General features: G+C 52.0%; 28 protein-coding genes. 13 read left to right on the top strand and 15 right to left on the bottom strand.

Going from position 1 to position 20,814, the window contains the following annotated elements; translation table 11 throughout:
- Positions 1 to 164: 164 nt before the first annotated feature.
- The 8 genes from AC2FLD_RS21845 to AC2FLD_RS21810 form a co-directional block, all read right to left on the bottom strand.
- The gene (locus tag AC2FLD_RS21845; RefSeq protein ID WP_496674542.1) at positions 165 to 335 is read right to left on the bottom strand and encodes a hypothetical protein; all 171 of its coding nucleotides are present in this window, start codon (positions 333 to 335) and stop codon (positions 165 to 167) included.
- A gap of 263 nt (positions 336 to 598) precedes the next feature.
- Positions 599 to 1,153, bottom strand: a complete 555-nt coding sequence (locus AC2FLD_RS21840) for a CIA30 family protein (RefSeq protein WP_496674540.1) — start codon at positions 1,151 to 1,153, stop codon at positions 599 to 601.
- Between the two features lie 11 nt (positions 1,154 to 1,164).
- Positions 1,165 to 1,617 (bottom strand): TspO/MBR family protein, encoded by a 453-nt coding sequence (locus AC2FLD_RS21835; RefSeq protein WP_496674537.1) that lies wholly within the window; start codon positions 1,615 to 1,617, stop codon positions 1,165 to 1,167.
- Positions 1,618 to 1,630: 13 nt separating this feature from the next.
- Positions 1,631 to 2,134: an aggregation factor core gene (locus tag AC2FLD_RS21830; RefSeq protein WP_496674534.1), complete on the bottom strand. Its 504-nt coding sequence runs from the start codon at positions 2,132 to 2,134 to the stop codon at positions 1,631 to 1,633.
- Positions 2,135 to 2,270: 136 nt separating this feature from the next.
- Entirely contained in the window at positions 2,271 to 2,654 is a 384-nt protein-coding gene (locus tag AC2FLD_RS21825) for a nuclear transport factor 2 family protein (RefSeq protein WP_480746735.1), read from the bottom strand.
- Positions 2,655 to 2,798: 144 nt separating this feature from the next.
- Entirely contained in the window at positions 2,799 to 3,179 is a 381-nt protein-coding gene (locus tag AC2FLD_RS21820) for a VOC family protein (protein WP_496674304.1), read from the bottom strand.
- Positions 3,180 to 4,193, bottom strand: a complete 1,014-nt coding sequence (locus AC2FLD_RS21815; protein ID WP_496674301.1) for a zinc-binding alcohol dehydrogenase family protein — start codon at positions 4,191 to 4,193, stop codon at positions 3,180 to 3,182. It abuts the gene before it with no gap.
- Between the two features lie 26 nt (positions 4,194 to 4,219).
- Positions 4,220 to 4,510 (bottom strand): putative quinol monooxygenase, encoded by a 291-nt coding sequence (locus AC2FLD_RS21810; protein ID WP_496674299.1) that lies wholly within the window; start codon positions 4,508 to 4,510, stop codon positions 4,220 to 4,222.
- A 104-nt stretch (positions 4,511 to 4,614) separates the two neighbouring features.
- Between AC2FLD_RS21810 and AC2FLD_RS21805 the strand changes: the two genes are divergently transcribed.
- Positions 4,615 to 5,502 (top strand): LysR family transcriptional regulator, encoded by an 888-nt coding sequence (locus AC2FLD_RS21805; RefSeq protein ID WP_496674296.1) that lies wholly within the window; start codon positions 4,615 to 4,617, stop codon positions 5,500 to 5,502.
- 201 nt (positions 5,503 to 5,703) lie between these two features.
- Here the strand turns inward: AC2FLD_RS21805 and AC2FLD_RS21800 are convergent, their stop codons facing one another.
- Complete coding sequence (locus AC2FLD_RS21800) at positions 5,704 to 7,593, bottom strand: SLC13 family permease (protein WP_496674293.1); 1,890 nt, start codon at positions 7,591 to 7,593, stop codon at positions 5,704 to 5,706.
- A 653-nt stretch (positions 7,594 to 8,246) separates the two neighbouring features.
- The gene (locus tag AC2FLD_RS21795) at positions 8,247 to 8,828 is read right to left on the bottom strand and encodes a TetR/AcrR family transcriptional regulator (protein ID WP_496674290.1); all 582 of its coding nucleotides are present in this window, start codon (positions 8,826 to 8,828) and stop codon (positions 8,247 to 8,249) included.
- A gap of 123 nt (positions 8,829 to 8,951) precedes the next feature.
- Here AC2FLD_RS21795 and AC2FLD_RS21790 point away from each other — a divergent pair, with 123 nt between their 5' ends.
- From AC2FLD_RS21790 to AC2FLD_RS21760, 7 genes are all read left to right on the top strand, one after another.
- Positions 8,952 to 9,542: a YceI family protein gene (locus AC2FLD_RS21790; protein ID WP_496674287.1), complete on the top strand. Its 591-nt coding sequence runs from the start codon at positions 8,952 to 8,954 to the stop codon at positions 9,540 to 9,542.
- 149 nt (positions 9,543 to 9,691) lie between these two features.
- A complete protein-coding gene (locus tag AC2FLD_RS21785) occupies positions 9,692 to 10,147 on the top strand; it encodes a luciferase domain-containing protein (protein WP_496674284.1) in 456 nt (151 codons plus the stop codon).
- Positions 10,148 to 10,357: 210 nt separating this feature from the next.
- Positions 10,358 to 10,693: a hypothetical protein gene (locus AC2FLD_RS21780; protein ID WP_496674281.1), complete on the top strand. Its 336-nt coding sequence runs from the start codon at positions 10,358 to 10,360 to the stop codon at positions 10,691 to 10,693.
- Positions 10,694 to 10,751: 58 nt separating this feature from the next.
- Positions 10,752 to 11,219, top strand: coding sequence for a DUF411 domain-containing protein (locus AC2FLD_RS21775; protein WP_496674278.1), 468 nt, complete (start codon positions 10,752 to 10,754; stop codon positions 11,217 to 11,219).
- Positions 11,219 to 11,683: a c-type cytochrome gene (locus AC2FLD_RS21770; RefSeq protein WP_496674276.1), complete on the top strand. Its 465-nt coding sequence runs from the start codon at positions 11,219 to 11,221 to the stop codon at positions 11,681 to 11,683. The genes AC2FLD_RS21775 and AC2FLD_RS21770 overlap by 1 nt, the downstream gene beginning before the upstream one ends.
- 12 nt (positions 11,684 to 11,695) lie before the next feature.
- Positions 11,696 to 12,040, top strand: coding sequence for a copper resistance CopC family protein (locus AC2FLD_RS21765; protein ID WP_253276951.1), 345 nt, complete (start codon positions 11,696 to 11,698; stop codon positions 12,038 to 12,040).
- On the top strand, positions 12,037 to 12,915 hold the full coding sequence (locus AC2FLD_RS21760; protein ID WP_496674273.1) for a CopD family protein: 879 nt from the start codon (positions 12,037 to 12,039) through the stop codon (positions 12,913 to 12,915). Before AC2FLD_RS21765 ends, AC2FLD_RS21760 begins: the two co-directional genes overlap by 4 nt.
- 154 nt (positions 12,916 to 13,069) lie before the next feature.
- On the opposite strand, the gene AC2FLD_RS21755 is transcribed toward AC2FLD_RS21760, so the two are convergent.
- Positions 13,070 to 13,827, bottom strand: a protein-coding gene (locus AC2FLD_RS21755; protein ID WP_496674270.1) for an IS5 family transposase whose coding sequence is annotated in 2 segments (ribosomal slippage) — positions 13,070 to 13,503 and positions 13,503 to 13,827 — 759 coding nt in all. Because the reading frame shifts where the segments join, the coding sequence is not laid out codon by codon here.
- 195 nt (positions 13,828 to 14,022) lie between these two features.
- Positions 14,023 to 14,508 carry a GNAT family N-acetyltransferase gene (locus tag AC2FLD_RS21750; protein ID WP_496674267.1) on the bottom strand — a complete coding sequence of 162 codons (486 nt, stop codon included), beginning with the start codon at positions 14,506 to 14,508 and terminating at the stop codon, positions 14,023 to 14,025.
- 290 nt (positions 14,509 to 14,798) lie between these two features.
- Here AC2FLD_RS21750 and AC2FLD_RS21745 point away from each other — a divergent pair, with 290 nt between their 5' ends.
- A complete protein-coding gene (locus AC2FLD_RS21745; protein WP_496674264.1) occupies positions 14,799 to 15,419 on the top strand; it encodes a cysteine hydrolase family protein in 621 nt (206 codons plus the stop codon).
- A gap of 192 nt (positions 15,420 to 15,611) precedes the next feature.
- The gene (locus tag AC2FLD_RS21740; protein WP_496674262.1) at positions 15,612 to 15,758 is read left to right on the top strand and encodes a hypothetical protein; all 147 of its coding nucleotides are present in this window, start codon (positions 15,612 to 15,614) and stop codon (positions 15,756 to 15,758) included.
- Between the two features lie 373 nt (positions 15,759 to 16,131).
- Here AC2FLD_RS21740 and AC2FLD_RS21735 read toward each other — a convergent pair whose 3' ends face one another.
- From AC2FLD_RS21735 to AC2FLD_RS21725, 3 genes are all read right to left on the bottom strand, one after another.
- The gene (locus tag AC2FLD_RS21735; RefSeq protein ID WP_299641628.1) at positions 16,132 to 16,305 is read right to left on the bottom strand and encodes a hypothetical protein; all 174 of its coding nucleotides are present in this window, start codon (positions 16,303 to 16,305) and stop codon (positions 16,132 to 16,134) included.
- Between the two features lie 480 nt (positions 16,306 to 16,785).
- Positions 16,786 to 17,202: a cytochrome c gene (locus AC2FLD_RS21730; RefSeq protein ID WP_481668349.1), complete on the bottom strand. Its 417-nt coding sequence runs from the start codon at positions 17,200 to 17,202 to the stop codon at positions 16,786 to 16,788.
- Positions 17,203 to 17,621: 419 nt separating this feature from the next.
- Positions 17,622 to 17,960, bottom strand: coding sequence for a c-type cytochrome (locus AC2FLD_RS21725; RefSeq protein ID WP_050606064.1), 339 nt, complete (start codon positions 17,958 to 17,960; stop codon positions 17,622 to 17,624).
- Positions 17,961 to 18,280: 320 nt separating this feature from the next.
- Here AC2FLD_RS21725 and AC2FLD_RS21720 point away from each other — a divergent pair, with 320 nt between their 5' ends.
- The 3 genes from AC2FLD_RS21720 to AC2FLD_RS21710 all read left to right on the top strand — a co-directional run bounded on the left by AC2FLD_RS21720 (position 18,281) and on the right by AC2FLD_RS21710 (position 20,474).
- Entirely contained in the window at positions 18,281 to 18,829 is a 549-nt protein-coding gene (locus AC2FLD_RS21720) for a DUF6512 family protein (protein ID WP_353390971.1), read from the top strand.
- A 104-nt stretch (positions 18,830 to 18,933) separates the two neighbouring features.
- The gene (locus AC2FLD_RS21715; protein WP_299641619.1) at positions 18,934 to 19,974 is read left to right on the top strand and encodes a PLP-dependent cysteine synthase family protein; all 1,041 of its coding nucleotides are present in this window, start codon (positions 18,934 to 18,936) and stop codon (positions 19,972 to 19,974) included.
- 20 nt (positions 19,975 to 19,994) lie between these two features.
- On the top strand, positions 19,995 to 20,474 hold the full coding sequence (locus AC2FLD_RS21710; RefSeq protein WP_299641617.1) for a hypothetical protein: 480 nt from the start codon (positions 19,995 to 19,997) through the stop codon (positions 20,472 to 20,474).
- The last annotated feature ends 340 nt before the right edge of the window (positions 20,475 to 20,814 follow it).

Below are 20,814 nucleotides of genomic sequence, written 5' to 3'. Positions count from 1 at the left end.
AATCACAACAACCAGTTGAGCCAGACCCTCTCTTAGATCAGGCGGCCATCTGTCCCAAAATCCCTGACGACGGACAGTGTTCCTCGGCTTTGGTTTTACCAATTGCAGAGTTCGATCTGATTTACCCTAACTCACGGAAAGTTTGGTGTTGCGCCCCGAAACGCTCAAGCTTCAGCGATCATTGTGCCCCAGCTGGAAAAGCCACTCTCTGTCTCACAGATGATCGTGTCCATCCCGGTTACCGCATCGTTCCCAAAGTAGCACTCCGCAAACGCACCGGTGCCAACAAATGATAGTGTCAGGGCAACAAGGCCCAAAGCTGCAATCCTCTTCATGATACTCACTCCTTTTGATAAGCGTCATGTGGGAGTTGTTTTTTGCCGAAAGTACTTTGCTTTGATTAAGTATTTTTAACTTAAGACTGCCAGACGAGTTGTCTCTTCAGAAAGCAGCACACTCTTAATGTTCGCTCCGAAAAGACAGGTTCAGCATCTAGAATGAAGAAACAGCACATCCGCATTCAGGCATTGGGAGAATTCGATCTCAAACAGTGTCAAGCAGACCTATTTGAAGATAGCGGCCCTCTCTAGGGAGACCTTCAGTAGAAACTAATCTCGCTGACATCAACGCGGGCCTCGTGATCGCGACCGTACGCCACGACCCCAACTGAGGTGATTTCGTCAGCAACGGGAATAGCGCGCAACATGGCACCTGAAGCCTTGAAGCCTGACAGAGGTAAAGAGACTTCGGTCCATTTGTCAGAAGTTGGGAACTCGGCCTGATAGTATTGCCACGGAAGCACAGTGCCACGTGTCCTGAGGTGAACAAAGTATTGCTCGCCATTTCCCCGTACTAACAGCCTGACGCCCGATACACTCGCATCTGGCCGATCAGGCAACTTGCGTCGGAATTGGATGAAACCGCCGTTGTTTTCTGTACTGACGGTTCCGGTCAGCCGCGCGAATGCAACATTACCTTCCGAACTAAATTGCACCTGCCCTGAAGAAACTCCGCCCATGACAGTGTCGGCAACGTAGTTCCAACGTGTCTCCGCAGACTTGGAGAAGTCCTCAGCAAGATTTTCATCAGCCTGTGCCATTGTAGATCCGATGATAACAAGACCTGAAACAAGCCCAATAAATTTGGCACGCATATTGTTCCTTCTTAGTTCAGTATTGCAATGGAAAGGTTCAGCGCCGCGGCAAATGCGACCCATACAAAGTAAGGCAAGAAGGCCAGTGCGGAGACCCGATCCGAGTTCCTGCCTCGAGCGATGAACATGACGATCACGATCAGCAACGCGACAATGACTACAAGAGCAAACCACGGCAGTTGCAGTACGAAAAAGGTTGGGGACCACAAAAAGTTCAGACCCATCTGTGCCCACCACAGCTTCATGGCAGTCGAGCTTCGGTCTGCTTCGAACTGCCGCCAACCCGCCATGGCGATCAACACATAAAGCACCGTCCAGACCGGGCCAAATACCCAATTTGGTGGATTGAAAGCAGGCTTAGAAAGCTGCGCATACCAATCGCCAGGTGCGGTCAGTGTCCCGATCAGGATGCCGCCTCCCAACATGAGCGCAAGAAATGCTATGCGGATCAACAAATTCGACATTGCGGTACTGCTTTCAGCAATCCTTGGTCGTCACGTTGACAAGCGCTTCGGAAGAGAAGGTTGCAGTACTGGTTTTATCCGCATCGGAATAAGACACCGTGGCGCCTTCGATCTCCGACCCTGTTACGGTGATTTCGCGTTGCCCGATAGTGTCATCTACATCGATGGTAAAGGCGAGTTTGTCCCCGGCTGCTAGGGAGGCGATCTGAAGTTCAATTGTATCTTGCCCGTCTACGACAGTTGGAATTTGCCGCAGAGCATCCGCACCCTCAACGAATTCGAGAGGTTGGAAGACCTCTGCACCCGCGCCCTTTTCGGTAACGTCGAAAATCAGGCGCCCGGCAGATTGCGACAAGTCAATTTTGACGGTCGAGGCTTCGACTTCGCAAGCTCCGACGTTTGTCAGAACAAAACGGTCTTTGGGTGCGCCTTCTATAAAGCGAATTTGTACACCAGCTTGAAGCGAAGTAGCTGCAAATAATCCAAGGGTCGCCGCAAGAATACTCTTCGGGAGCATATTTTTCTCCTTCCCAATGGGTTTTTGATAGATACGCTACGGCGGGTTTCTTGGATCAGACTTATGCCCTTTAACTATCGTGGTTTAGCCGACAGGACCTTTCGAAGTTCCATGCACCGCTGTCAGAACGGTTGAGTCAAAACATGCCGTTCTCATTCTCGCTGTTTGCCGGAACCTCCTGAAGAACGTCCCAGTGCTCGACAACCTTCCCATCGACATCCAGGCGAAAAATATCGATCCCTGCGTACTCGAGACCATCGGGCCAGATTTGATGGCAATGCAGAATAACGTGATCGTCTTCAGCAAACGCACGTTTGATGTCCACGCGCTTTCCCGGGTATTCGGCGGCCATGCGCTCGAAGTACTCGACAAAAGCTTGCTTACCGTCGCCAACATGCGGGTTGTGCTGCGTATAGGTTTCCCCAACAAAGGTTGCGATGGCCTCGGCTGGTCGACACGCGTTGAACATCATTTCGTAAAAAGCGATGACGTTTTTCTTGTTTGTTTCGAGGTCCGGCATGCTGATCTCCAAATCGACGTTTGTACCGTCCATAAATGTTGGTCCGCGTAATTCTTGGAAGCAACCCGGCAAGGATCTCGACCACTAATCGCCAAGAGTTTAACAGCTTAAATTTGCGCTCCGACTATTTATAGAGTTGGACACTTACTCGGTTTCTTCGAAGTCTATATGAATATGATTCCCATCAGGATCGGCCACATGGATTTGGACCATTCGGGCGCCCGTGACGTCAGTTTTGCGATACTGAATCTGCCTCGAGATCAGTTTTTCCTCGAATGCGCTCAAACCCGTGGCTGAAAGCGCAAAATGCTCGAGCTTGAGCTTCACTTCGGAGCCGACATTAGGCGTTCCTTCGTGACCCACAAGGTGAACCACGGCGTGATCACCCGCATACAACCAAGCTCCGGGAAACGGAAAATCAGGGCGGGCCCCGAGTTTTAAACCCAAGACCTCTTTATACCAAGTAACCATCTCAGGCAACCTAGTCGTCACGATATTCACATGATCTAGCCGCTCAATTCTCATCTAAAAACCCTCAAGCACGAGCTTTCCTTTGGCCTTGCCGCTTTCAAGGATAGCATGCGCTTTCTTTAAGTTTGTAGCATTGATCCTACCAAGTGTATCGGTCGCCGTGGATCTGATCTTTCCGTCATCTATCAACCCGGCGACCTGATTCAGGATTTCGCTTTGACGGTTCATATCTCCAGTCCCAAAAAGCGACCGAGTGTACATGAACTCCCAATGCAATGAGATCGATTTGGGTTTGAACGGCGCGATGTCGAAGGTTTCAGGATCATCAATCAACCCGAAGCGACCTTGGGGTGTCATCACCTCTCCAGCTTGAGACGCATAAAGCTGGGAATGGTTCGTTGAATAGATGAAATCCACGCTTTCGATACCGAGAGCCCCGAGTTGCGTTCCCAAAGGTTCCGCATGGTTGATGACATGGTGTGCGCCAAGCTCTCGAACCCAGTCTTGTGTCTCGGGTCGGGACGCCGTCGCCATCACTGTCAATTCAGTGAGGGCCCGTGCCAATTGAATGGTGATTGACCCGACACCGCCTGCGCCACCGATAACCAGCAACGTATTGGTCCCGCCGGAAAAGGCATCTTGAACTCGCAAGCGGTCGAACAGCATCTCAAAGGCAGTAAGCGTCGTTAGCGGCATCGCCGCAGCTGCTTTCGCCGGTATGGATTTTGGCGCTGATCCGACAATACGTTCATCCACCAGATGAAACTCGGCATTGGTTCCCGGTCGGTTTACTGCCCCGGCATACCAAACTGCATCTCCCGGACGGAAAGTCTCAACCGTTTCGCCAACTGCTTCGACGATCCCTACTGCGTCCCACCCCAGAATATCAGGTGCGGGACCTACAGGAGCACGTTTTTGCCGAATTTTCGTATCGACCGGGTTCACTGAAACGGCCTGCACTTTCACCAACAAGTCATGCCCCTTCGGCGTCGGTTTGTCGGCCTCGAAGTCGATTAAGGCGTCCGCCCGATCAATCGACCCTGTCTCACGGTATCCCACGGCTTTCATAACGTGCTCCTTTGTTCGGTTCTGTATCAACCGATGACTGTCATTTCATTCAACGTGAATTCTGCAACGGCACCCTCTGTTGCTTCCAAGTAAGCCGCAAGGTGCTGAGCACCCATGTGGGTTTGCCAAAGCTCCCGGCTTTCCCAGTTTTCGTAGAATACGAAATGGGCCGGGTTGTCGTTGTCCTGGTGCAGGTCGTAGTTGATACAACCCTTTTCGGCACGGGTTATGTCGATGAGCTTGATCAGCTCACCCTTTACGAGGTCGATCTTGTCGGGGTAGGCTTTGATGTTGGCGAGGATTGTCAGCTTGGCCATTGGAATAGATCCCTTGTGTTCTTGAGCGATGCGCTAGATTTACGCCGCAGTACTTTCGGGATAAACAGGGTGTAATCGAACATATAATCCGGAAATTCCGTTTAATGCTTTTAGATAATCTTCGCTTGTTTCTGACCATAGCCGAGAAAGGCAGTCTTGTGGCCGCGGCGCGCGAGACAGGGATGTCGAGTACGACAGTGTCCGAACGGCTCGCGACTCTGGAGGCACATTACGGTGTGGTTTTGTTCAACCGCACCACCCGTTCCATTAGCCTGACCGAAGAAGGACGAGTACTAGCTGACGGTGCAAGAAACGTACTCAGTGAGGTTGCGGACCTAGATACACTTGTTCGGCACGGCGCCGAAACTCTGTCTGGCCCAATTCGCATAAGCGCGCCGATTGACTTGGGACGGAGCATTGTTTCCGAGGTTATTGCCGAATTCACCGAAGAGAACCCTGCCGTCTCAATCGAACTGTCCCTCTCGGACGGCTATGTCGACCTTGTCGGCCAGGGTTTCGACCTCGCCGTTCGCTTCGGCAATATCACGGACACTTCGCTCAGGCTGCGAAATCTAGGAAGCTACCAACGTTTCGTATGTGCGTCCCCAAATTATCTGGCCTCATTAGGAATGCCTGAAAAACCAGAAGATCTATTGAACCACAACTGCTTGGTTATGAGGTTTGGCGACATGATCGACAACGTTTGGGAGTTTGGATCAGGACCAAATGCCCGGCGCGTATCGGTAAAAGGAAATCGAATAGTCAATGATGGTTCACTCATCCGCGATTGGGCGATTGCAGGTCATGGGGTCGTCTTGAAGTCAGAACTGGATGTCGGCGAAGATGTTCGATCTGGCAGACTTGTTTCTGTCTTGCGCGACTTCCTCCCACCGCCGAAACCTTTGCAAATGATGTTTCCGCCTAGCCGAGCCCAACCACGTCGCATAACGGCCTTGGCTGAGCATTTGCGTCGCAAATTCGGCGTGAGTTGAGGCCGCGGGGGAAGACTCTAAATCGCTTCTGCGATTCCAGCGTATACCGACTTCAGGTTTGTATGAGTTGGACACATTACTTCGCTCGCTCGCAGCGAAGACCCTTTTTGCAGACGTCTTGAATCTGCTGTTCCAACAAAAAAGTTTGGTCTCAAAAACCTTATCTTATGAGTTCTTCAGTGCAGATCGCCGAGAAGCGGCTCAGAAGAAAAGTGCAAGTCCGGTCATTGAGACAACTAAGAAAAGTAGAGTCATGATTCCGCCCGAGCGAACGAAATCGACCACCCGGTAGCCTGCCGGGCCCATGATCAAAGCGTTCACCTGGTGTGTTGGGATCAAAAATGAGTTGGACGTCGAAATTGCCACGGTGAGAGCAAATACGGCCGGGTTGCCACCCGCCGATACGGCAATAGAAACTGCTAGCGGCACCAGCAAAACAGTTGCGCCTACATTGGACATGACCAGCGTGAATGCCGTCGCCAAAACGGCTATTCCTGCTTGCAACGACCAGATCGGCCAACCCTTCAGGAGGGCCAACACATGCGCTGCAATCCAATCCGCAGTGCCGGTGTTCTGGACTGCCTGGCCCAACGGGATCAGCGAAGCGAGTAGAAAAACTGTACTCCAACTTATCGACTCGTAGGCTTCATCAATCGACAACACTCGGCTCAAAACCATGCCAACAGCGCCGATTAATAGGCACAACGACAAGCGAAGATCAGTTAATAGAATTAAGCTCAATGCTAATAGGAAGAACGCGAGCGCCCATCCGACCTTGTGTGGCCGTAACTCTTCCTGGGGAAAGTCAGAAGTTACGACCACAAAATCCCTGTCCGACTTCAGTCGTGTCAGACGATCCCACTGGACGTGCACCACGCAAGTGTCGCCGACTTGCAAAGGAACTTGCCCGATATGCGTGGCTGAATGATCCTCGGTTTCAACGTGGCTCAGTGTTTCTTCGCCACGCTGAATAGCCAACAACGACAGCCCATGTGTCTGACGAAGGCGCAAATCAATCGGAGTCTGGCCGATCACTGAAGAACCGGGTGGAATAACAACCTCTGCCACCCCCGATTGGGTCGCGGCGAAGTCATCTGCAAAGACATCTAGTTGGGGTAGAATCTCTAAGCCGTAAGGCTCAGCGAACTGTTGCTCAACCACCCGACGCAGGCCAAGCACCGCGAGCCTCGCCGGGGCTTCGATCTTAGTATCAGCCATCGGCGCGATGACCTTGTGGCCGCGGTAAGATGTGCCAAGAATGTACATGTTATGAGCGACCATTAGATCCGCGAGCGTTTGCCCGATGATGATTGAGCTTTCAGGAACACGTATCTCGAACATATCGGCCCTAAGCCCATACGTGTTTTCGACATAGGTCTGCATGGACCGAGCTGAGCTTGCGTCTTCTCCACGCTCTCGCTGCGCTGGCAGGACCCAACGACCAAAGAGCACAAAGTAAAGCACCCCTGTTAGCACCAGCATCACACCGATAGGCGTGACTGAAAATAACCCAAATGTCTCCATTTGTTGGTCAGCAGGAAGGGATGAGTTTGCCGAAACAATCAGGTCATTCAACAGTATGAGGGGCGACGACCCGACTAATGTGATAGTACCACCCAGTATCGCGCAAAACCCCATAGGCATCAGCAACCTACTCATCGAGATTTCCGTACGTGCTGAAATGCGGCTAACAACAGGCAGAAAAAGCGCAGCAGCTCCTACGTTCTGCATGAAGGAGCTGATGACACCAACCGTCGTTGAAATTATGGGGACTATCCGGGCCTCTGTCGTGCCACCACTCTTGAGGATCAAGGCCGCAACCTTTGACATAAGTCCAGTCTTATCAAGCCCAGCCCCAATTACCATAACTGCGATGATGGACATCACAGCGTTCGAGGAAAAACCTTCAAAGAGCTTGGATACATCGGCTAAATTACCTAGCCCCGGTAGATAGCTCAGTGCGCCAAGCAGTACCATTACAAGAATTGCTGCGACATCGATCCGTATTATTTCGGTAACAAAAAGTAAGACCGTAAAAGACAATAGACTCAGTACGGCAATCATTTCGTACGTCAGTGTTGGTAATTCCATATCGTTCTCCCAACCTAACGTTAGCTGACTAACAGCAATTACGAAGGACCAACTCTGCGTGGCAGATAAGGCCAAAATTCATCAGGCCGACTCACGCGGCTCGATTTCTCGGACGTGGTATCTGCTGAAACCTGGATTTCGCCAACCCAAAGAGACGCTGATGGCAAACTCATAAACCTCTCTTAAACATCACAATGCGAATTGAACTTTCACTATTGCTAGATTGCAAACATATTAATTTACCGTGTCGTCATCATTCATTTTCAGTCATTTTTACTTGCTAAGTCGGGAAGGCTTGGTGAAAGCCGCCATGAGAACAAGCGCTGCCAAAACTCTGAAAATATGATGCTCACCGACGAACGCAACAGCGCGACCACGGTCACTGCTACGATTGACATCTCCGCCAAGCCTCTAGGTGAATAAACTAAGACAAGTGCGACGGGTCTGTCTCCAGCGCGTTCGCGACCGCCAATGCGCCTGAGAAGGCCACAGAAATCCTCCGTTGCTCAAACCCCAAAATCTGTCCGGTTGGTGCTGACGTCAGACAGTTTTGACCATGCGACGTGCTGATGTCACGCAGCGAACATTGCCCCAATGAAATTTTGGAAATTATTATGCTTCTTGGTCGCTTTGATTGCAAAGTAAGGCGATGGTCACTGCCCCGAATTGGTTTTCGCGATATTGCAAAGCAGATCAACATGTTGATCCAACCAATCTTCGTCCAGTATCTCGTGACGTATGAGCTTGCGGAAATAGGGGGCAGCGACTGCTAGTTCTATGAGTTGGTCAACCGGAACGTCGGCGGTGATCTCACCGCGGCCTACTGCGGCTGCAAATACTGCTTCAACACTCGCGAACCTGTCCTTCATGAATTCAGTGATCACCAACCGCGCTTCTTCGTCGGTGGACGCAGCAGCGACCACCTGAGGCGCGATTTGGCCCCATGGTGTGTCATTCAAGGCTCCCATCAGTACACCGAGTAACCAGCGCAGGTCAGATCGTAGCGGGCCATCTGTTTTGGGCGGTATGTTCGGCGGTGTTGCGATGCGCCGAAATGCTGCATCACGCAGACTACGCGCATCTGGCCAGTGCCTGTAAAGTGTACTGCGGGAAATGCCCGTTGCCTTTGAAACTGCGCCATGAGTTACGTGCAGCACGCCTTCCTCCATTAGTATCTTTTGCGCAGCATCAAGCGCGGCCTGTCGTGTGGCGATCAGTCTAGGATCTTCTTTCAATCATTCCTCCTACAGAACAATTTGTTGCATAGTAGAACATTTTGTCCTAAAAGTATCGCCAGGTGAAACTAAAGCTCAATACTCAATTCCGCGAACACGTCTTGTCAAAATGGGAGCGTATCAATGTTCAAAGTGGCAGCAACCCCGCTGGCGGTACTCTTATCGATGGGCGCGACCGCCGCATTGTCCGAGAGTGGAACTTACGAGCTGGATCCTGGACACAGTCAGGTATTGTTCAGCTACAACCACATCGGGTTCTCAGAAACATTTGGAATGTTCTCAGGTTTTAGCGGTGAGATTGAGTTTAACGAAGATGATCCCTCTGCGTCATCTGTCAAAGCGTCTATGCCTGTAAAATCCATGATCACGGGCTGGGATGCCCGTCTGCAACACTTCATGTCCGATGACTTTTTCAGCGCGAGTGACGGCGACGTAGTCACATTCGCTTCAACCAGCATAGAAGTGACCGGGGACAATACCGCGAATATTTCTGGCGACCTGACCATGAATGGCTTCACCAAATCTGTTGTTCTGGAAACAACGCTTAACAAGTTCGCGCCATACCCGTTTGGCCCAAAAGAGGGCACGCCGACCTTGGGGCTGGCTGCCACGGCGACTATCGTGCGGTCTGAATTCGGACTTGGGGCATTTGCGCCAGCGGTGAGCGACGAAATAGAGCTCTTGATCAATATCGAAGCGTTAAAGGTTGAATGATGCGTGCAACGGCGCCGATACTGCGCTAAGCACTCAATCTTTTTGATTGGCAGATGGTCAACACGATGAATGTGCACCAGAGAACATTGGCGGTTGCTGTGACGGTAGTGGTATTGATGTGCTCAATGGCGTCCGCGCAAGAGCGCTCCTTGCCGGAGCGCACCTCGCCCCGTCCCGAAACGACAAGCGGCGTACCGCATACTCAAATTGGTGTCGAAATTAATGCCGATTTGGCCCAGCTATTGCTGGAGCGAGTTGCGCAATTCCCAGGGGTCACACTTGGCCCAACACGCATATCATTACCTGGCGCGATTGGCTTTCAGCTTGATCCTGACATGTTGTTGTCTCAACCGAACTCTATCGTCGGTGGGTTTGAGTTTGCGCATATGCATCCTGATGGCAGTTTGCACGCTTCGCTGCACCCCGCAATGGCCCGACGGGCAATTGAGGCTGGCTGGGCCGTAGGACACCCTTGGGCTAATCAACGTCCCGGATGGAGTGGCTTTGTCATGATCTATACTCCGACCACACCAGTAGAGTTGGATGTCGTCATCGATCTGGTCGAAAGTTCGTACACCTTCATCACCGGAAACACCTTGGGTTAAACGCCCACCTGCTGACCTTGCCGTTGCTGACTAATACGCAGGTCAGCCAGTATTCAGTCCTACGGGGATATTCAGGTGATCCATGTTCCACTGTTCCAGCCGGGCATGATCCAGAGATGTGGCGGATCCATAATGGGTGCAACTAGGATCGTTTGCGTCGCCCCATTCTCGTAACTTGTCAAAACAACATACCCCCAGTAGGTATTTGGTATGTTTCGCTTGGTCCTGTCGATACTTCTTGTTGTTGCATTCTCTGGCGCATCCGCAGCGTCGGTGAAGCATGGCTTGACCCATGGATCGGATCATTCTGGTCATCATGCTCAAATGGCGGGCGACGATCCGTTGGCTAATGCCGAGGAAGCTGCTGCGGATTGTTGCGACACCGCTAGCGGCATGGGTTCAACATCCTGTTTTGGTGATCTTGTCGCCACGGCGGGGATTTCGCCGAATGCTCCATTGATGATCTCAGTGGGTGGTGTGACGTACGCTGGAGCCGATTTTTCGGGCCTCGCTCTGGGTGTTCCCACCGGTCCTCCGAAAGCCTGAATGGCAACGGGCGCTCGCCCGCATTCCGTTCAAATTTCACATCAAAGGACCGACAGACATGATCACACGTCGTCACTTCACCAAACTGTCTGCAACTGCTTTCATCGCGACCGCTCTTCCCGTCCGTGCAGGCACCCCAATGCATGTGCTCAGCTCACCAGGTTGCGGATGTTGTCACGCATGGGCCGACTTGGCTCGCGCACGCGGCTACGCCGTCACCGTTGAGGAACTGACGGACCCCGAGGTACAGAAGTCAGCGCGGAGCATCCCGATGAACCTCGCGTCCTGTCACACTGTAGAAGCCGATGGTTATGTCTTTGAAGGCCATGTGCCGTTCGAAGCACTGGAAGCCGTATTGAAGGATCGGCCTGACATCACAGGGCTCGCTGTTCCTGGCATGCCAATGGGCTCCCCTGGTATGGGCGACGATCCGTCCGCCCGTTACGACGTCATTGCATTTGGGGGAGAGGCTGGGGCCGGTACGGTATACTACCGCGCGGGCACCGCGCAGCCGTTCGACACCTGATGCTAGGACGCACAACACTCTTGGTCACCGGTGGGCTTGCGCTCGCCGGTTTCTCCGTAGCGTTCGTTTTGGCCCAAGCCTTTGAACCGGTCGGTCTTTTAACACCTGATGACGCGGAAGTTATCGCCGTTGGCCAAGATATATACGCGAACCAATGTGCTATCTGCCACGGTGAGAACCTTGAAGGACAGCCAAACTGGCGGATACGCGGCGAGGATGGTTTGCTACCAGCACCGCCGCATGACGCCACAGGGCATACGTGGCACCACGATGATGAAACGCTTTTCGCCCTGACCAAATTTGGCCTGGCCGGACTGATGGAAAATGCGCCCCCAACCGGTATGCCGGTCTATGAAGGTGTGTTGAGCGATGGCGAAATCATAACGGTCCTATCTTTTATCAAGTCAACCTGGCCCTATGACCTTCGTGAGTACCACGACGAGTTGAATGCCCAATCCGAATAGAGGAAAACTCAGATGATCAAACAAACTCTTATCGGCTTGGTCGTAGCAATGGCTCCAATGCTTGCGGCCGCGCATTCAAAGTCCGAAGCAACGACACCGGCTGACGGTGCTACCGTTACGGAAGTGCCTGAGCTTTCCATGCGGTTCGATGATCCGATGCTCATCATCTCGGTCACGCTGACCTCACCCGATGGCGATGTCGAAATTGACCGCGAAACGGGTATGGACCCCGCCATAGAGTTCCGGGCTATGCCTTTGGAGGACCTTGCACCCGGAAGCTACCGCTTCGACTGGCGCGGTATGGCTTCCGACGGTCACCCGATGCAGGGCAGCTTCTCTTTCACGGTCGCTGAGTGATCGGTCTGGCACCCATTGACGGTGTTGTTGTCTTGGCCATTTTGGCGAAGGCACTTGGCTACGGCTCGGCGCTGCTAGCGATGGGTGGCGTCCTGTTCACGGTCCTCTTTGCCAAGCGCGCTGAAGAGTCTGTTCTACGCCTTGCGCGGCAACTTGCGGTCGGAGCTGCGATTGTCGGTTTTGCCGTACTTGCTTTACGTTTTGGCATCAGAGCAGCGCGGATATCTGGGATGGGCTTTGAGGGCGCGACGGACCCAATGATGCTTGGTTTTGTTTGGGACAGTCCGCTTGGCACCGCCGCGATCTGGCGAGGGGTTGGTGAACTCGCGATATTGGCAATCTTGCTCTCCCGAGTCGGGCAGTGGATCGCTTTGGTGGGCAGCCTTGCCGTAGCGTTTTCCTTTGCCCAGGTAGGACACTCGCTTGGAGAGCCTACAGCGGTTCTCGCTGTCTTGCTGGTTCTTCATTTGCTGGCTGCCGCGTTTTGGGTCGGTGCTCTCCTGCCTTTGCGCAAAGCGGCGCTCACTCCCAATGGGGCCGAACTACTGCACCACTTTGGCAGTGTCGCTGCTTATGGAGTTGCCGTCCTGATTGTTGCAGGCGCAGCGCTCGCATGGCTGCTCTCGGGCTCCTTGGCCGCCTTGTTCGGAACGGCGTATGGATTGGTGCTTTTGATCAAGATCGTGATCGTTTCTGCCCTGCTTTGTATAGCGGCGCTGAACAAGCTGAGATTTGTTCCGGCTCTCAGGGCTGAGAAGCGTGGCGCGACAATTGTTCTCCGACGGTCGATTTCAATAGAGATGTTGGCTGTTGTCCTGATCCTGCTTGCAACGGCGACCCTAACCAGTGTGACGACACCTCCCATCAATCTCTGACGGCCTAAGGTCCGAAGCAGGAGCTGCAAAGCCTTGTTACGAATGTCCGCTTAGGGCTGTGTCCGGTCCTACGGTGAAAGTGGGCCAATGGCAGAAAAGTCCGCGTAGCAGTCGTTCACGCCGAGTGCAGCGAACGACCGCTTGGGGTCAGGATTCATAACCAATAGATGACGGTCGCAGCCAGAGCGATGGCTGAGAGGAAAACCTTGGGACAGCGATCATAGCGTGTCGCCACGCGCCGCCAGTCCTTGAGCCTGCCGAACATGATCTCGATGCGGTTGCGTCGTTTGTATCGGCGCTTGTCGTATCGAACCGGTGTCTTTCGTTTCTTTCGGCCAGGGATGCATGCGCGTATCCCTTTGTCTTGCAACGCTTCTTGGAACCAGTCGGCATCATAGCCGCGGTCCCCGAGCAGCCAGTCGACCTTGGGCAGGCTGCTCAGTAACGCCCGCGCACCGATGTAGTCGCTGACCTGCCCAGCGGTGACGAACAGGCTGAGCGGTCGCCCGTGGCTGTCGCAGATAGCATGCAGATTGGTATTCATGCCGCCCTTGGTTCGGCCGATCAGGCGTCCACGCCCCCCTTTTTCGCGGCCATGCTGGTCGCAGTGCGATGTGCCTTCAAATAGGTCGCGTTGATCATCACGGTCTGTTCCTCGCCGTGATTGGCAGCCAGGCCGACCATCATCTGCGCGAAGATGCCTTTCTCGCTCCAACGCTTCCATCGGCTGTAAAGCGTCTTGTGCGGATCATATTCCCGCGGCGCATCCCGCCAGCGCAACCCATTGCGATTAATGAAGATAATCCCACTCGGAACCCGTCTGTCATCGACCCGTGGCTTGCCGTGCGACTTCGGGAAGAAAGAGGTAAGTTTGGCCATCTGCTCGTTGGTCAGCCAGTAAAGGTCGCTCATGTCACCGCTCCGCTTTCCGAGCCGTGAATCACGCAGCGCGTTGAAAATCAATGCATCCTGACCCTAGGAACTATGATTGCTTTGGGCTTGACGCTGACGTTCGCCTGAATATCGCGAGCGACTGCTATACGGACGAAGCGGAAATCCTACCGCTAGGTTGAATGTCCACTCACCGTGGCTCAACCCAACAACGGTTCAAAGTTGCATAGACATTTCGTGCCAAGTCATTCCTCCATGATCAGAGGTTGATGGACGAAGATAGTTGTACCCAAATCTCTGATAAAGCGGGACGTGATGCTCTTTACACATAAGGTGGATCGCGGATTTGCCCATTTTTCTCATGCGGCCGACGAATTCAATCATCAATGCCCGCGATAGGCCTTTTTCTTGATGCGCCGGATCCACGACGACAGACATAATAACGACATTTGGCGCGTCGGGGTCATGCCCTACAAGTTCTTTGAATTCCTCGTCAGACATTTCAACGTTGTACGCACATTCGCAATTCACAAAACCAACAATCTCACCTTCGATTTCAAGAATGAGGAAACCATCGGGATAGACCTCGATTCTCTTTGCTATCTTTTCGAGGGTAGCTGCTTCGTCGCCTTCATAGGCATCAGTCTCGATCTCAAAGCATCGAATTGCATCAAAGGGTTGGGCATTTCGAAATCTGTTCATGCATTTACACTATGAACGATGGGTCAAGTTGTATAGCCGCCGTCGGTTTTGCTCGCATCATTGCTCAATCTGCGCTCAGCGCAGACACTCACTGCACTTACCCCTGGCGGCAGCTTTGCGGTCAATGTTGCCCCACCAGGCGCGGACACATGCTTTTCATTCCACAACAACGCAGCACACCCTTGACCGAAATCAGTTGCACATTTAGTCAAGTTTGATCTGCCCGCTGGGACGACCCGGCCAAGCAAGGGCGTTTTTTTCAGGACGACCTGGCAAATTAGAGGTCGAACATGACAACTAAAACCAAACAAGCCAGGAAACTGATCGAGGGTAGACCTGCCCTAATCGTAATCGACATTCAAAAGAGCACGTTTATTGATGACAGCGAAGTACGCTCCATCGACAACATGCCGGGCTACAAACAGCGCATGATCGCTGCGCGTGACTTGGTTGACGCCGCGCATGAGAACAAAGTGCCCGTCATCTTCGTTCAGGAAGTCCATCGTCCCGATCAGGTCGATTTCGGCAGGGAACTGGATGGTGACGAAGACGTACACTGTCTCGAAGGTGATCCAAGAACGGAAGTTGCAAAAGATGAGATGGGATATCGCAAAGGTGACTACATCGTCCCGAAGCGACGGTATTCTGCATTTTTTGGCACCGATTTCGAAATCCTGCTGCGAGGTTTAAAGGTAGACACACTTTTGTTGTGCGGCGGGCTGACAGATGTTTGTGTGCACTACACATTCGTCGATGGCCACCAATCAGACTACTTCTGCCGCGTAGTAGAAGATTGCGTTGGCGGGTCATCTGTCCAAGCCCATGAAGCTGCTCTCAAAGCAATGGAGTATCTACAAACCGGCGCTGTTCAGAGCCGAAAAGCAGTGATCAAGGCCATCTCGTCGCTCTAAATTGCAATCGAACCGCTAGTACCAGTTGGGGTGCGGAAACGGGCGGAGATTTTTGTCGCTTGAACGCCTTGGACTTGCCCGTTTGATGCAGAAGGAATCGGCAATTTCAATACAACCCTTTGAGTTTGCGACTATGGCCCTTCAAAACCTCGATTGCATCGCAATCCAGCCGTCGGCAGGTATAATGCGAATATGACAAGAGATATTGAAGCTAACGCTCAGAAAATCGTCGATGCCCTGACCTCTGCCCAGCAGATATCTAAACTGTCCTCAGAGACCGAACAGCTAACGCTGGATGAAGCATATTCGATTGCAAGTCGCGTCCGAGAGCTACACTGAAATCTATCCTTCGGCACCCGCATAAGGCGATTTACTTGCTCTCCTCTGCACTATTATCGTGAAACAGTGCAAGCTTATGGGCAAATCGTGCAAACTTATGGGGTTCGTGAAGGTTTGTGCGCGTCCCTACAAACAGTGTAGGTGCGCTCATAACGCTGCATTCCCAACATTGATTTCATTGAAGAAAATCTTGGAAGCTTGCCCATAACTCTGCGCGGTATTTGCGCATAACTTTGCACGATTTGCCCATAAGTTTGCGCGTTTCAAGGTACGCGCCCAATTTAAAATAGTATCTGCATGGATTCTACAACTTTAAAGCACTGTACTTCAATCATAAGTGCATTTTGATTGGCAGCCTTCAACCTTTGACCGATCAAAGTGGTTCACTCGCACGCTGGCGATAGACCGCCAGAACGAACTTCAGCGGCTGGAGCTTGAGTTCTGCGGCAGAGCCTTTGAAACCAATAACAGCCCGCAGGAAATTGCGATGGGTTGGTTCAACACTCATCTGGCCGGACATCAATACCAAGGTATGATATAGTTCCATTATGAGCACCGAAACCTTAATCAGCCTTATCCTGTCATTTGTTCTCACCAGCCTATGTATTTGGTTGGTGCGTCGCGTCGTAAAACACAGCGGTCGAGACAGGACAGTAGACCCAGAGGCCGTGAAAGAACTAATGCGCACCATCGACTGGTCGCAGCTCGATAGAGTATTGGATCGGCCCCGGTGACAAGTGGCCCAACGGGGAATGCTCTTAGCGAGTGCCTCAGGGATCGCTTGGCTTTGAAATGATCTTGCGCAAATTTGAAAACCGCCCACGAACAATGAAAATAAAATGTTGAATCGTTGCGCTTATCTGACAGTCACCCCGATAGATTCGGATGTCGACAACCATCGTTAAGAGCATTGGTGTAGTCCGCCTTGGACTTTGAGCGGCTATCCGTTGAATCTTGCTAATTACGGCACCCGCCCAACGCAGCACAGTGCAGCGCTCTTTAGCGTACTCAGCTGCTGATCAGAACTTCACGGAACATAACGTTCCGGCTTCGGAGACTGAATACTCTCCAAATACTCAGCAATTTCGATAAGTCCGGAAGGGATACGCGTAACCAAACCGTTGCCCGTATCGAATTCGACAGCAGGGCCGTCATTCAATTCGGTGATTATCGGCATGTCATCGCGAGGTTCTTGAACTTTCAAATAACCGTCCAAGATCGACATGACCTCCAACATGGGCCACACACCCCCTCTGCGTTCGGAAATCTTTGTTAAATCAGCAGGCACTGTTTTCAAATCAGTGGCGTCAGGCCCATTTCCTGTCGCATCGACTCCGTGACACCTGGTGCAATGCTCGAAAAAAAGGTCTTTCCCAAAGTCCAAAAACTCGTCGGCCGCAGATATCGTTGGAACCGAAGAAATTACTATGCTTGCAACGATCATAAAGTACCTCATAAGTTGGAGGTCCTTTGCCAAACGAGAGTTTATTACAACAGAAATGGACCGACATCTTCCCCCGGTCAACGTCGGTCCTTTACCATATAACACTTGCTATCCTATGGCCCAAAACCGATTGATGGGGACAGGCAGCAACGAGCTCAGAACAGCTTCACCATTTAACATTCGAAATTTAGCATGTGAAAGCGCTCGGCTCTTTGACATAAATCATATGTCACTTCGCAGTCTGCCAGAATTGGACTCGACACGCCAATTCGGCCAAGTGATTTTGAATGACTGCTTACGCCTAGCAGAGCACGGCGCTTCACAATGCTAGGCCTGGAATTGTCACCGGGTCAAAAAAAGGTGCAGGTCCAGAACACCGGCAAACGATCAATTGCTGACCTAGCGCCAAAAACACTAATCTACTGTTGGATGCTTTCTAAGAAAAACAATAACCCTGCTAACTCGCGCGGTGTGGGCGTCAAGACACCCTCGATTTCAACCGGAACCAGGTCTTCCGCCATTTCCCCGCCAAATTCCGGCATAACCCGAGCAAGATGGCTGTTTCCTGGGTCGCCATAGATGTAGCTTAGGGCCCGTGCTTGAGGGAAAGTGCCTCCGTTCTTCGCGCTCAATGTTGTCAAATCTGTTGGCGCAACGGAAAGACCGCTGCTTGCCGGGCCACCGCCTCTGCCATCCACACCATGACAAGAACTACAGTTTTCTGAGAAAAAGGCTGCCCCATCAGCGCGAGTGGGCATGACGTCGGCGTCAGGATACAGATCTGTACACGACGCTGTGGCCAGAGCAATAAATCCAACCGATAATATTTCCCACCTTTTATCGTGCATGCTCAACCCCGGATTTTAATCCAGCCTACGGTCTATTGTAGCACCTGGCAATGACAGCAACTGGGGTTAAAAATCAGGAAGGGTCAACTTTACAGACTCTTACAAGAACTTGGACATTGCCGCTCACCAAGGGGGGGTGAAAGCTATTTCTAGACCTTCTATGTCTGCGGGCATTTCACTTTTGAGAATCTAAGCAGAGTATTCGACAATCAGGATTGGGAGATCCAAACATGCCGGAAGCTTCGTCCCGAATAGTTTGGCTCGAAGCGATAGGGGCGATCCTAATGATCCTACTTGGGTCCGGGCTGCACTTTGCATTTGTTTTGCTTGGAAGTTGGACGCCAATGGCGCTTGTGGCAGCTGTCAACGAGTCAATTTGGGAACACTTAAAGCTGGCTTTTTGGCCAGGCTTGTTTTGGGCCTGCCTAATGCCGCTTCCACCCCGACTTACAAGAAGGGACGTATTTAGTGCTAAAGGAGTTAGCCTCGCAATTACTGCTATTTTAATTGTAATAGTATTCACAGCATACACAGCGATATTTGAGCGCAACTTTTTGTTGATTGATATTGGAATATTTGTTGCAGCAATTTGCATCGGCCAGATCGTGTCAATTCTGCTGCTTGCTTACGAAGATCAAATACCTGCACTCATTCATGTATTCGGCCTGGTTCTCCTTGGGGTTCAAGTCGTCGCCTTCAGTACCCTAACATTTTTCCCTCTTAATCACTGGCTGTTCATTGAAGCACAATCTGGCACGATAGGTATTCCTGCCCGTTAGATGGACAGTCGGTCCTATTGGTGACGCATGCTTGCATCCCCATGAATTTCAAAGACGATTTTCCCAAGCTTGACGGGCCCTAAACAGGGCGTTTGAGTAGAGGCATGGACCGTTGGATTTCGGATTCGATTGCCAAGATCAATGCAGATGCTCACCGCTCTGCCGATACGCACCTTTTCAAGCTTCCCGTCCGGGGGCTGAAGGGCGTAGACATCTATCTCAAGGATGAAAGTACACATCCCACTGGCAGCCTCAAGCACAGGCTGGCACGCTCGCTTTTCCTTTATGCGCTTGTAAACGGGAAAATATGGGAAGAGACACGTGTAATCGAAGCCTCGTCTGGCAGCACCGCCGTTTCAGAAGCTTACTTCGCCCGTATGATCGGAGTGCCTTTTACCGCGGTTCTCCCAAAATCTACCGCCAAGAGCAAAATCGACCTAATCCGGTTCCAAGGTGGGGAAATCCACTTCGTCGATGCGGCGCCGGACATGCACCAGGCCTCGGTTGAACTGGCAGCTGAAGTCGGTGGCTACTTCATGGATCAGTTTACGTACGCCGAGCGGGCGACGGATTGGAGAGGAAACAACAACATTGCAGAAAGCCTTTTTCGCCAGATGGAACGAGAGCCACATCCAATTCCATCGGTTATTGTGATGAGCGCGGGCACTGGCGGAACTTCAGCAACGCTGGGGCGGTACATTCGCTACAAGGGCTTTAAAAGTGAGTTGGTTGTTGTGGACCCCGAAAACTCAGTGTTTTTTGAAAGCTTTCGAACTGGAGACAGGACCCTGACCCGCCCCTGTTCAAGTCGTATTGAAGGTATCGGACGTCCCAAGGTAGAGAAGTCATTTTTGGCAGATGTAATCGACCGTATGATCCAAGTGCCCGATGCGGCAAGCATTGCGACTATGCTCTGGCTTGAAGATCGGATCAGGCGGCGGGCAGGCCCATCAACAGGCACAAACCTTTGGGGGGCTTTGCAAATTGCGCAAGAGATGGAGGCTGCCGGACGATCTGGCTCCATTGTCACTATTCTTTGTGACGACGGAAATCGTTATCTCGACACCTACTACGATCCGGAATGGGTGATGGAAAACTTCGGCGAAACCACCTCTTACGATGCTATTTTGGCGGGATATCACTGAATTCAAACGAAGAGGACAGCATGAAAAGGGTGAAATTTGTATTTGCAACGCTTCTGGCATCAATGGTCGCCGTGATGCTTTGCGCCACAACAGTTTTGGCCTCCTCTCAGGAAGCACAACGGATCATCGAAAGCGCAGCTGCTGATTGCAAAGACTTCGAGAATGGAGAGTTTGATCAGGGTGACGCTGTGACCGAGATCGAGCTGCGCTCCCAGTTTGGCACGGTTAAGGCTGAACTCGTAGATGAAAGCCAGTATTCCTGTTCTTCTGCTGCCTCTATGTACTGCGGAACAGGGGGGTGCATGCTCAATCTTATCGTCGACGGTGAGATCATGTCGTGGCAGGTAACGGGTTGGCGTCTTTTTGACTGGGGGCCTGACCGTATACTGCTTATTGGACGAGACGGTGGTTGGTGCGGAGGCGCAGGAGCCGAGGTTTGTTACGAGGCGCTAGTTTGGAGCAATGGGAAGATTTTAACCGTTGGTTCGGCGCCAGAGTAAGCCCGCGCAGCGCTAGCGGTTGTTTTACGCGCCTGGCCTAATGGCCCAGAACTTTTGGATCGAGCTTTATCTGTTCGACGGCGATTACCCAAAGTTTCGATTTATGACCGAAACAAAAACTTTGTCGCGAGGGCGATGGCGGACATAAAGATGATAAAGCACCTGTCATAACGGGTCGCGACCCCTGAACTGGTCACATCAGGTTTTGGACGCATCTCCAATCAACCTTTCGACGGCTCCACCTGCCGTGGATGTTGCAAGCCAGTGTCTGACGTCAGCGCCCATGGGACAGTTTAGGTCGATTTGATAAGAGAGGGTTTCTGGCTCATCGTAACTGCCA

It is taken from the genome of Ruegeria sp. CDSA021, from assembly GCF_059612325.1.
Note: the sequence above shows the minus strand (reverse complement) of the source record. Positions and strands in the feature narration are given on the sequence as shown.

Coding starts and splice junctions, on each gene's coding strand:
- AC2FLD_RS21845 (WP_496674542.1), bottom strand. CDS start 335: ATGAAGAGGATTGCAGCTTTGGGCCTTGTTGCCCTGACACTATCATTT.
- AC2FLD_RS21840 (WP_496674540.1), bottom strand. CDS start 1,153: ATGCGTGCCAAATTTATTGGGCTTGTTTCAGGTCTTGTTATCATCGGA.
- AC2FLD_RS21835 (WP_496674537.1), bottom strand. CDS start 1,617: ATGTCGAATTTGTTGATCCGCATAGCATTTCTTGCGCTCATGTTGGGA.
- AC2FLD_RS21830 (WP_496674534.1), bottom strand. CDS start 2,134: ATGCTCCCGAAGAGTATTCTTGCGGCGACCCTTGGATTATTTGCAGCT.
- AC2FLD_RS21825 (WP_480746735.1), bottom strand. CDS start 2,654: ATGCCGGACCTCGAAACAAACAAGAAAAACGTCATCGCTTTTTACGAA.
- AC2FLD_RS21820 (WP_496674304.1), bottom strand. CDS start 3,179: ATGAGAATTGAGCGGCTAGATCATGTGAATATCGTGACGACTAGGTTG.
- AC2FLD_RS21815 (WP_496674301.1), bottom strand. CDS start 4,193: ATGAAAGCCGTGGGATACCGTGAGACAGGGTCGATTGATCGGGCGGAC.
- AC2FLD_RS21810 (WP_496674299.1), bottom strand. CDS start 4,510: ATGGCCAAGCTGACAATCCTCGCCAACATCAAAGCCTACCCCGACAAG.
- AC2FLD_RS21805 (WP_496674296.1), top strand. CDS start 4,615: ATGCTTTTAGATAATCTTCGCTTGTTTCTGACCATAGCCGAGAAAGGC.
- AC2FLD_RS21800 (WP_496674293.1), bottom strand. CDS start 7,593: ATGGAATTACCAACACTGACGTACGAAATGATTGCCGTACTGAGTCTA.
- AC2FLD_RS21790 (WP_496674287.1), top strand. CDS start 8,952: ATGTTCAAAGTGGCAGCAACCCCGCTGGCGGTACTCTTATCGATGGGC.
- AC2FLD_RS21780 (WP_496674281.1), top strand. CDS start 10,358: ATGTTTCGCTTGGTCCTGTCGATACTTCTTGTTGTTGCATTCTCTGGC.
- AC2FLD_RS21775 (WP_496674278.1), top strand. CDS start 10,752: ATGATCACACGTCGTCACTTCACCAAACTGTCTGCAACTGCTTTCATC.
- AC2FLD_RS21770 (WP_496674276.1), top strand. CDS start 11,219: ATGCTAGGACGCACAACACTCTTGGTCACCGGTGGGCTTGCGCTCGCC.
- AC2FLD_RS21765 (WP_253276951.1), top strand. CDS start 11,696: ATGATCAAACAAACTCTTATCGGCTTGGTCGTAGCAATGGCTCCAATG.
- AC2FLD_RS21750 (WP_496674267.1), bottom strand. CDS start 14,508: ATGAACAGATTTCGAAATGCCCAACCCTTTGATGCAATTCGATGCTTT.
- AC2FLD_RS21745 (WP_496674264.1), top strand. CDS start 14,799: ATGACAACTAAAACCAAACAAGCCAGGAAACTGATCGAGGGTAGACCT.
- AC2FLD_RS21740 (WP_496674262.1), top strand. CDS start 15,612: ATGACAAGAGATATTGAAGCTAACGCTCAGAAAATCGTCGATGCCCTG.
- AC2FLD_RS21735 (WP_299641628.1), bottom strand. CDS start 16,305: ATGGAACTATATCATACCTTGGTATTGATGTCCGGCCAGATGAGTGTT.
- AC2FLD_RS21730 (WP_481668349.1), bottom strand. CDS start 17,202: ATGATCGTTGCAAGCATAGTAATTTCTTCGGTTCCAACGATATCTGCG.
- AC2FLD_RS21725 (WP_050606064.1), bottom strand. CDS start 17,960: ATGCCCACTCGCGCTGATGGGGCAGCCTTTTTCTCAGAAAACTGTAGT.
- AC2FLD_RS21720 (WP_353390971.1), top strand. CDS start 18,281: ATGCCGGAAGCTTCGTCCCGAATAGTTTGGCTCGAAGCGATAGGGGCG.
- AC2FLD_RS21715 (WP_299641619.1), top strand. CDS start 18,934: ATGGACCGTTGGATTTCGGATTCGATTGCCAAGATCAATGCAGATGCT.
- AC2FLD_RS21710 (WP_299641617.1), top strand. CDS start 19,995: ATGAAAAGGGTGAAATTTGTATTTGCAACGCTTCTGGCATCAATGGTC.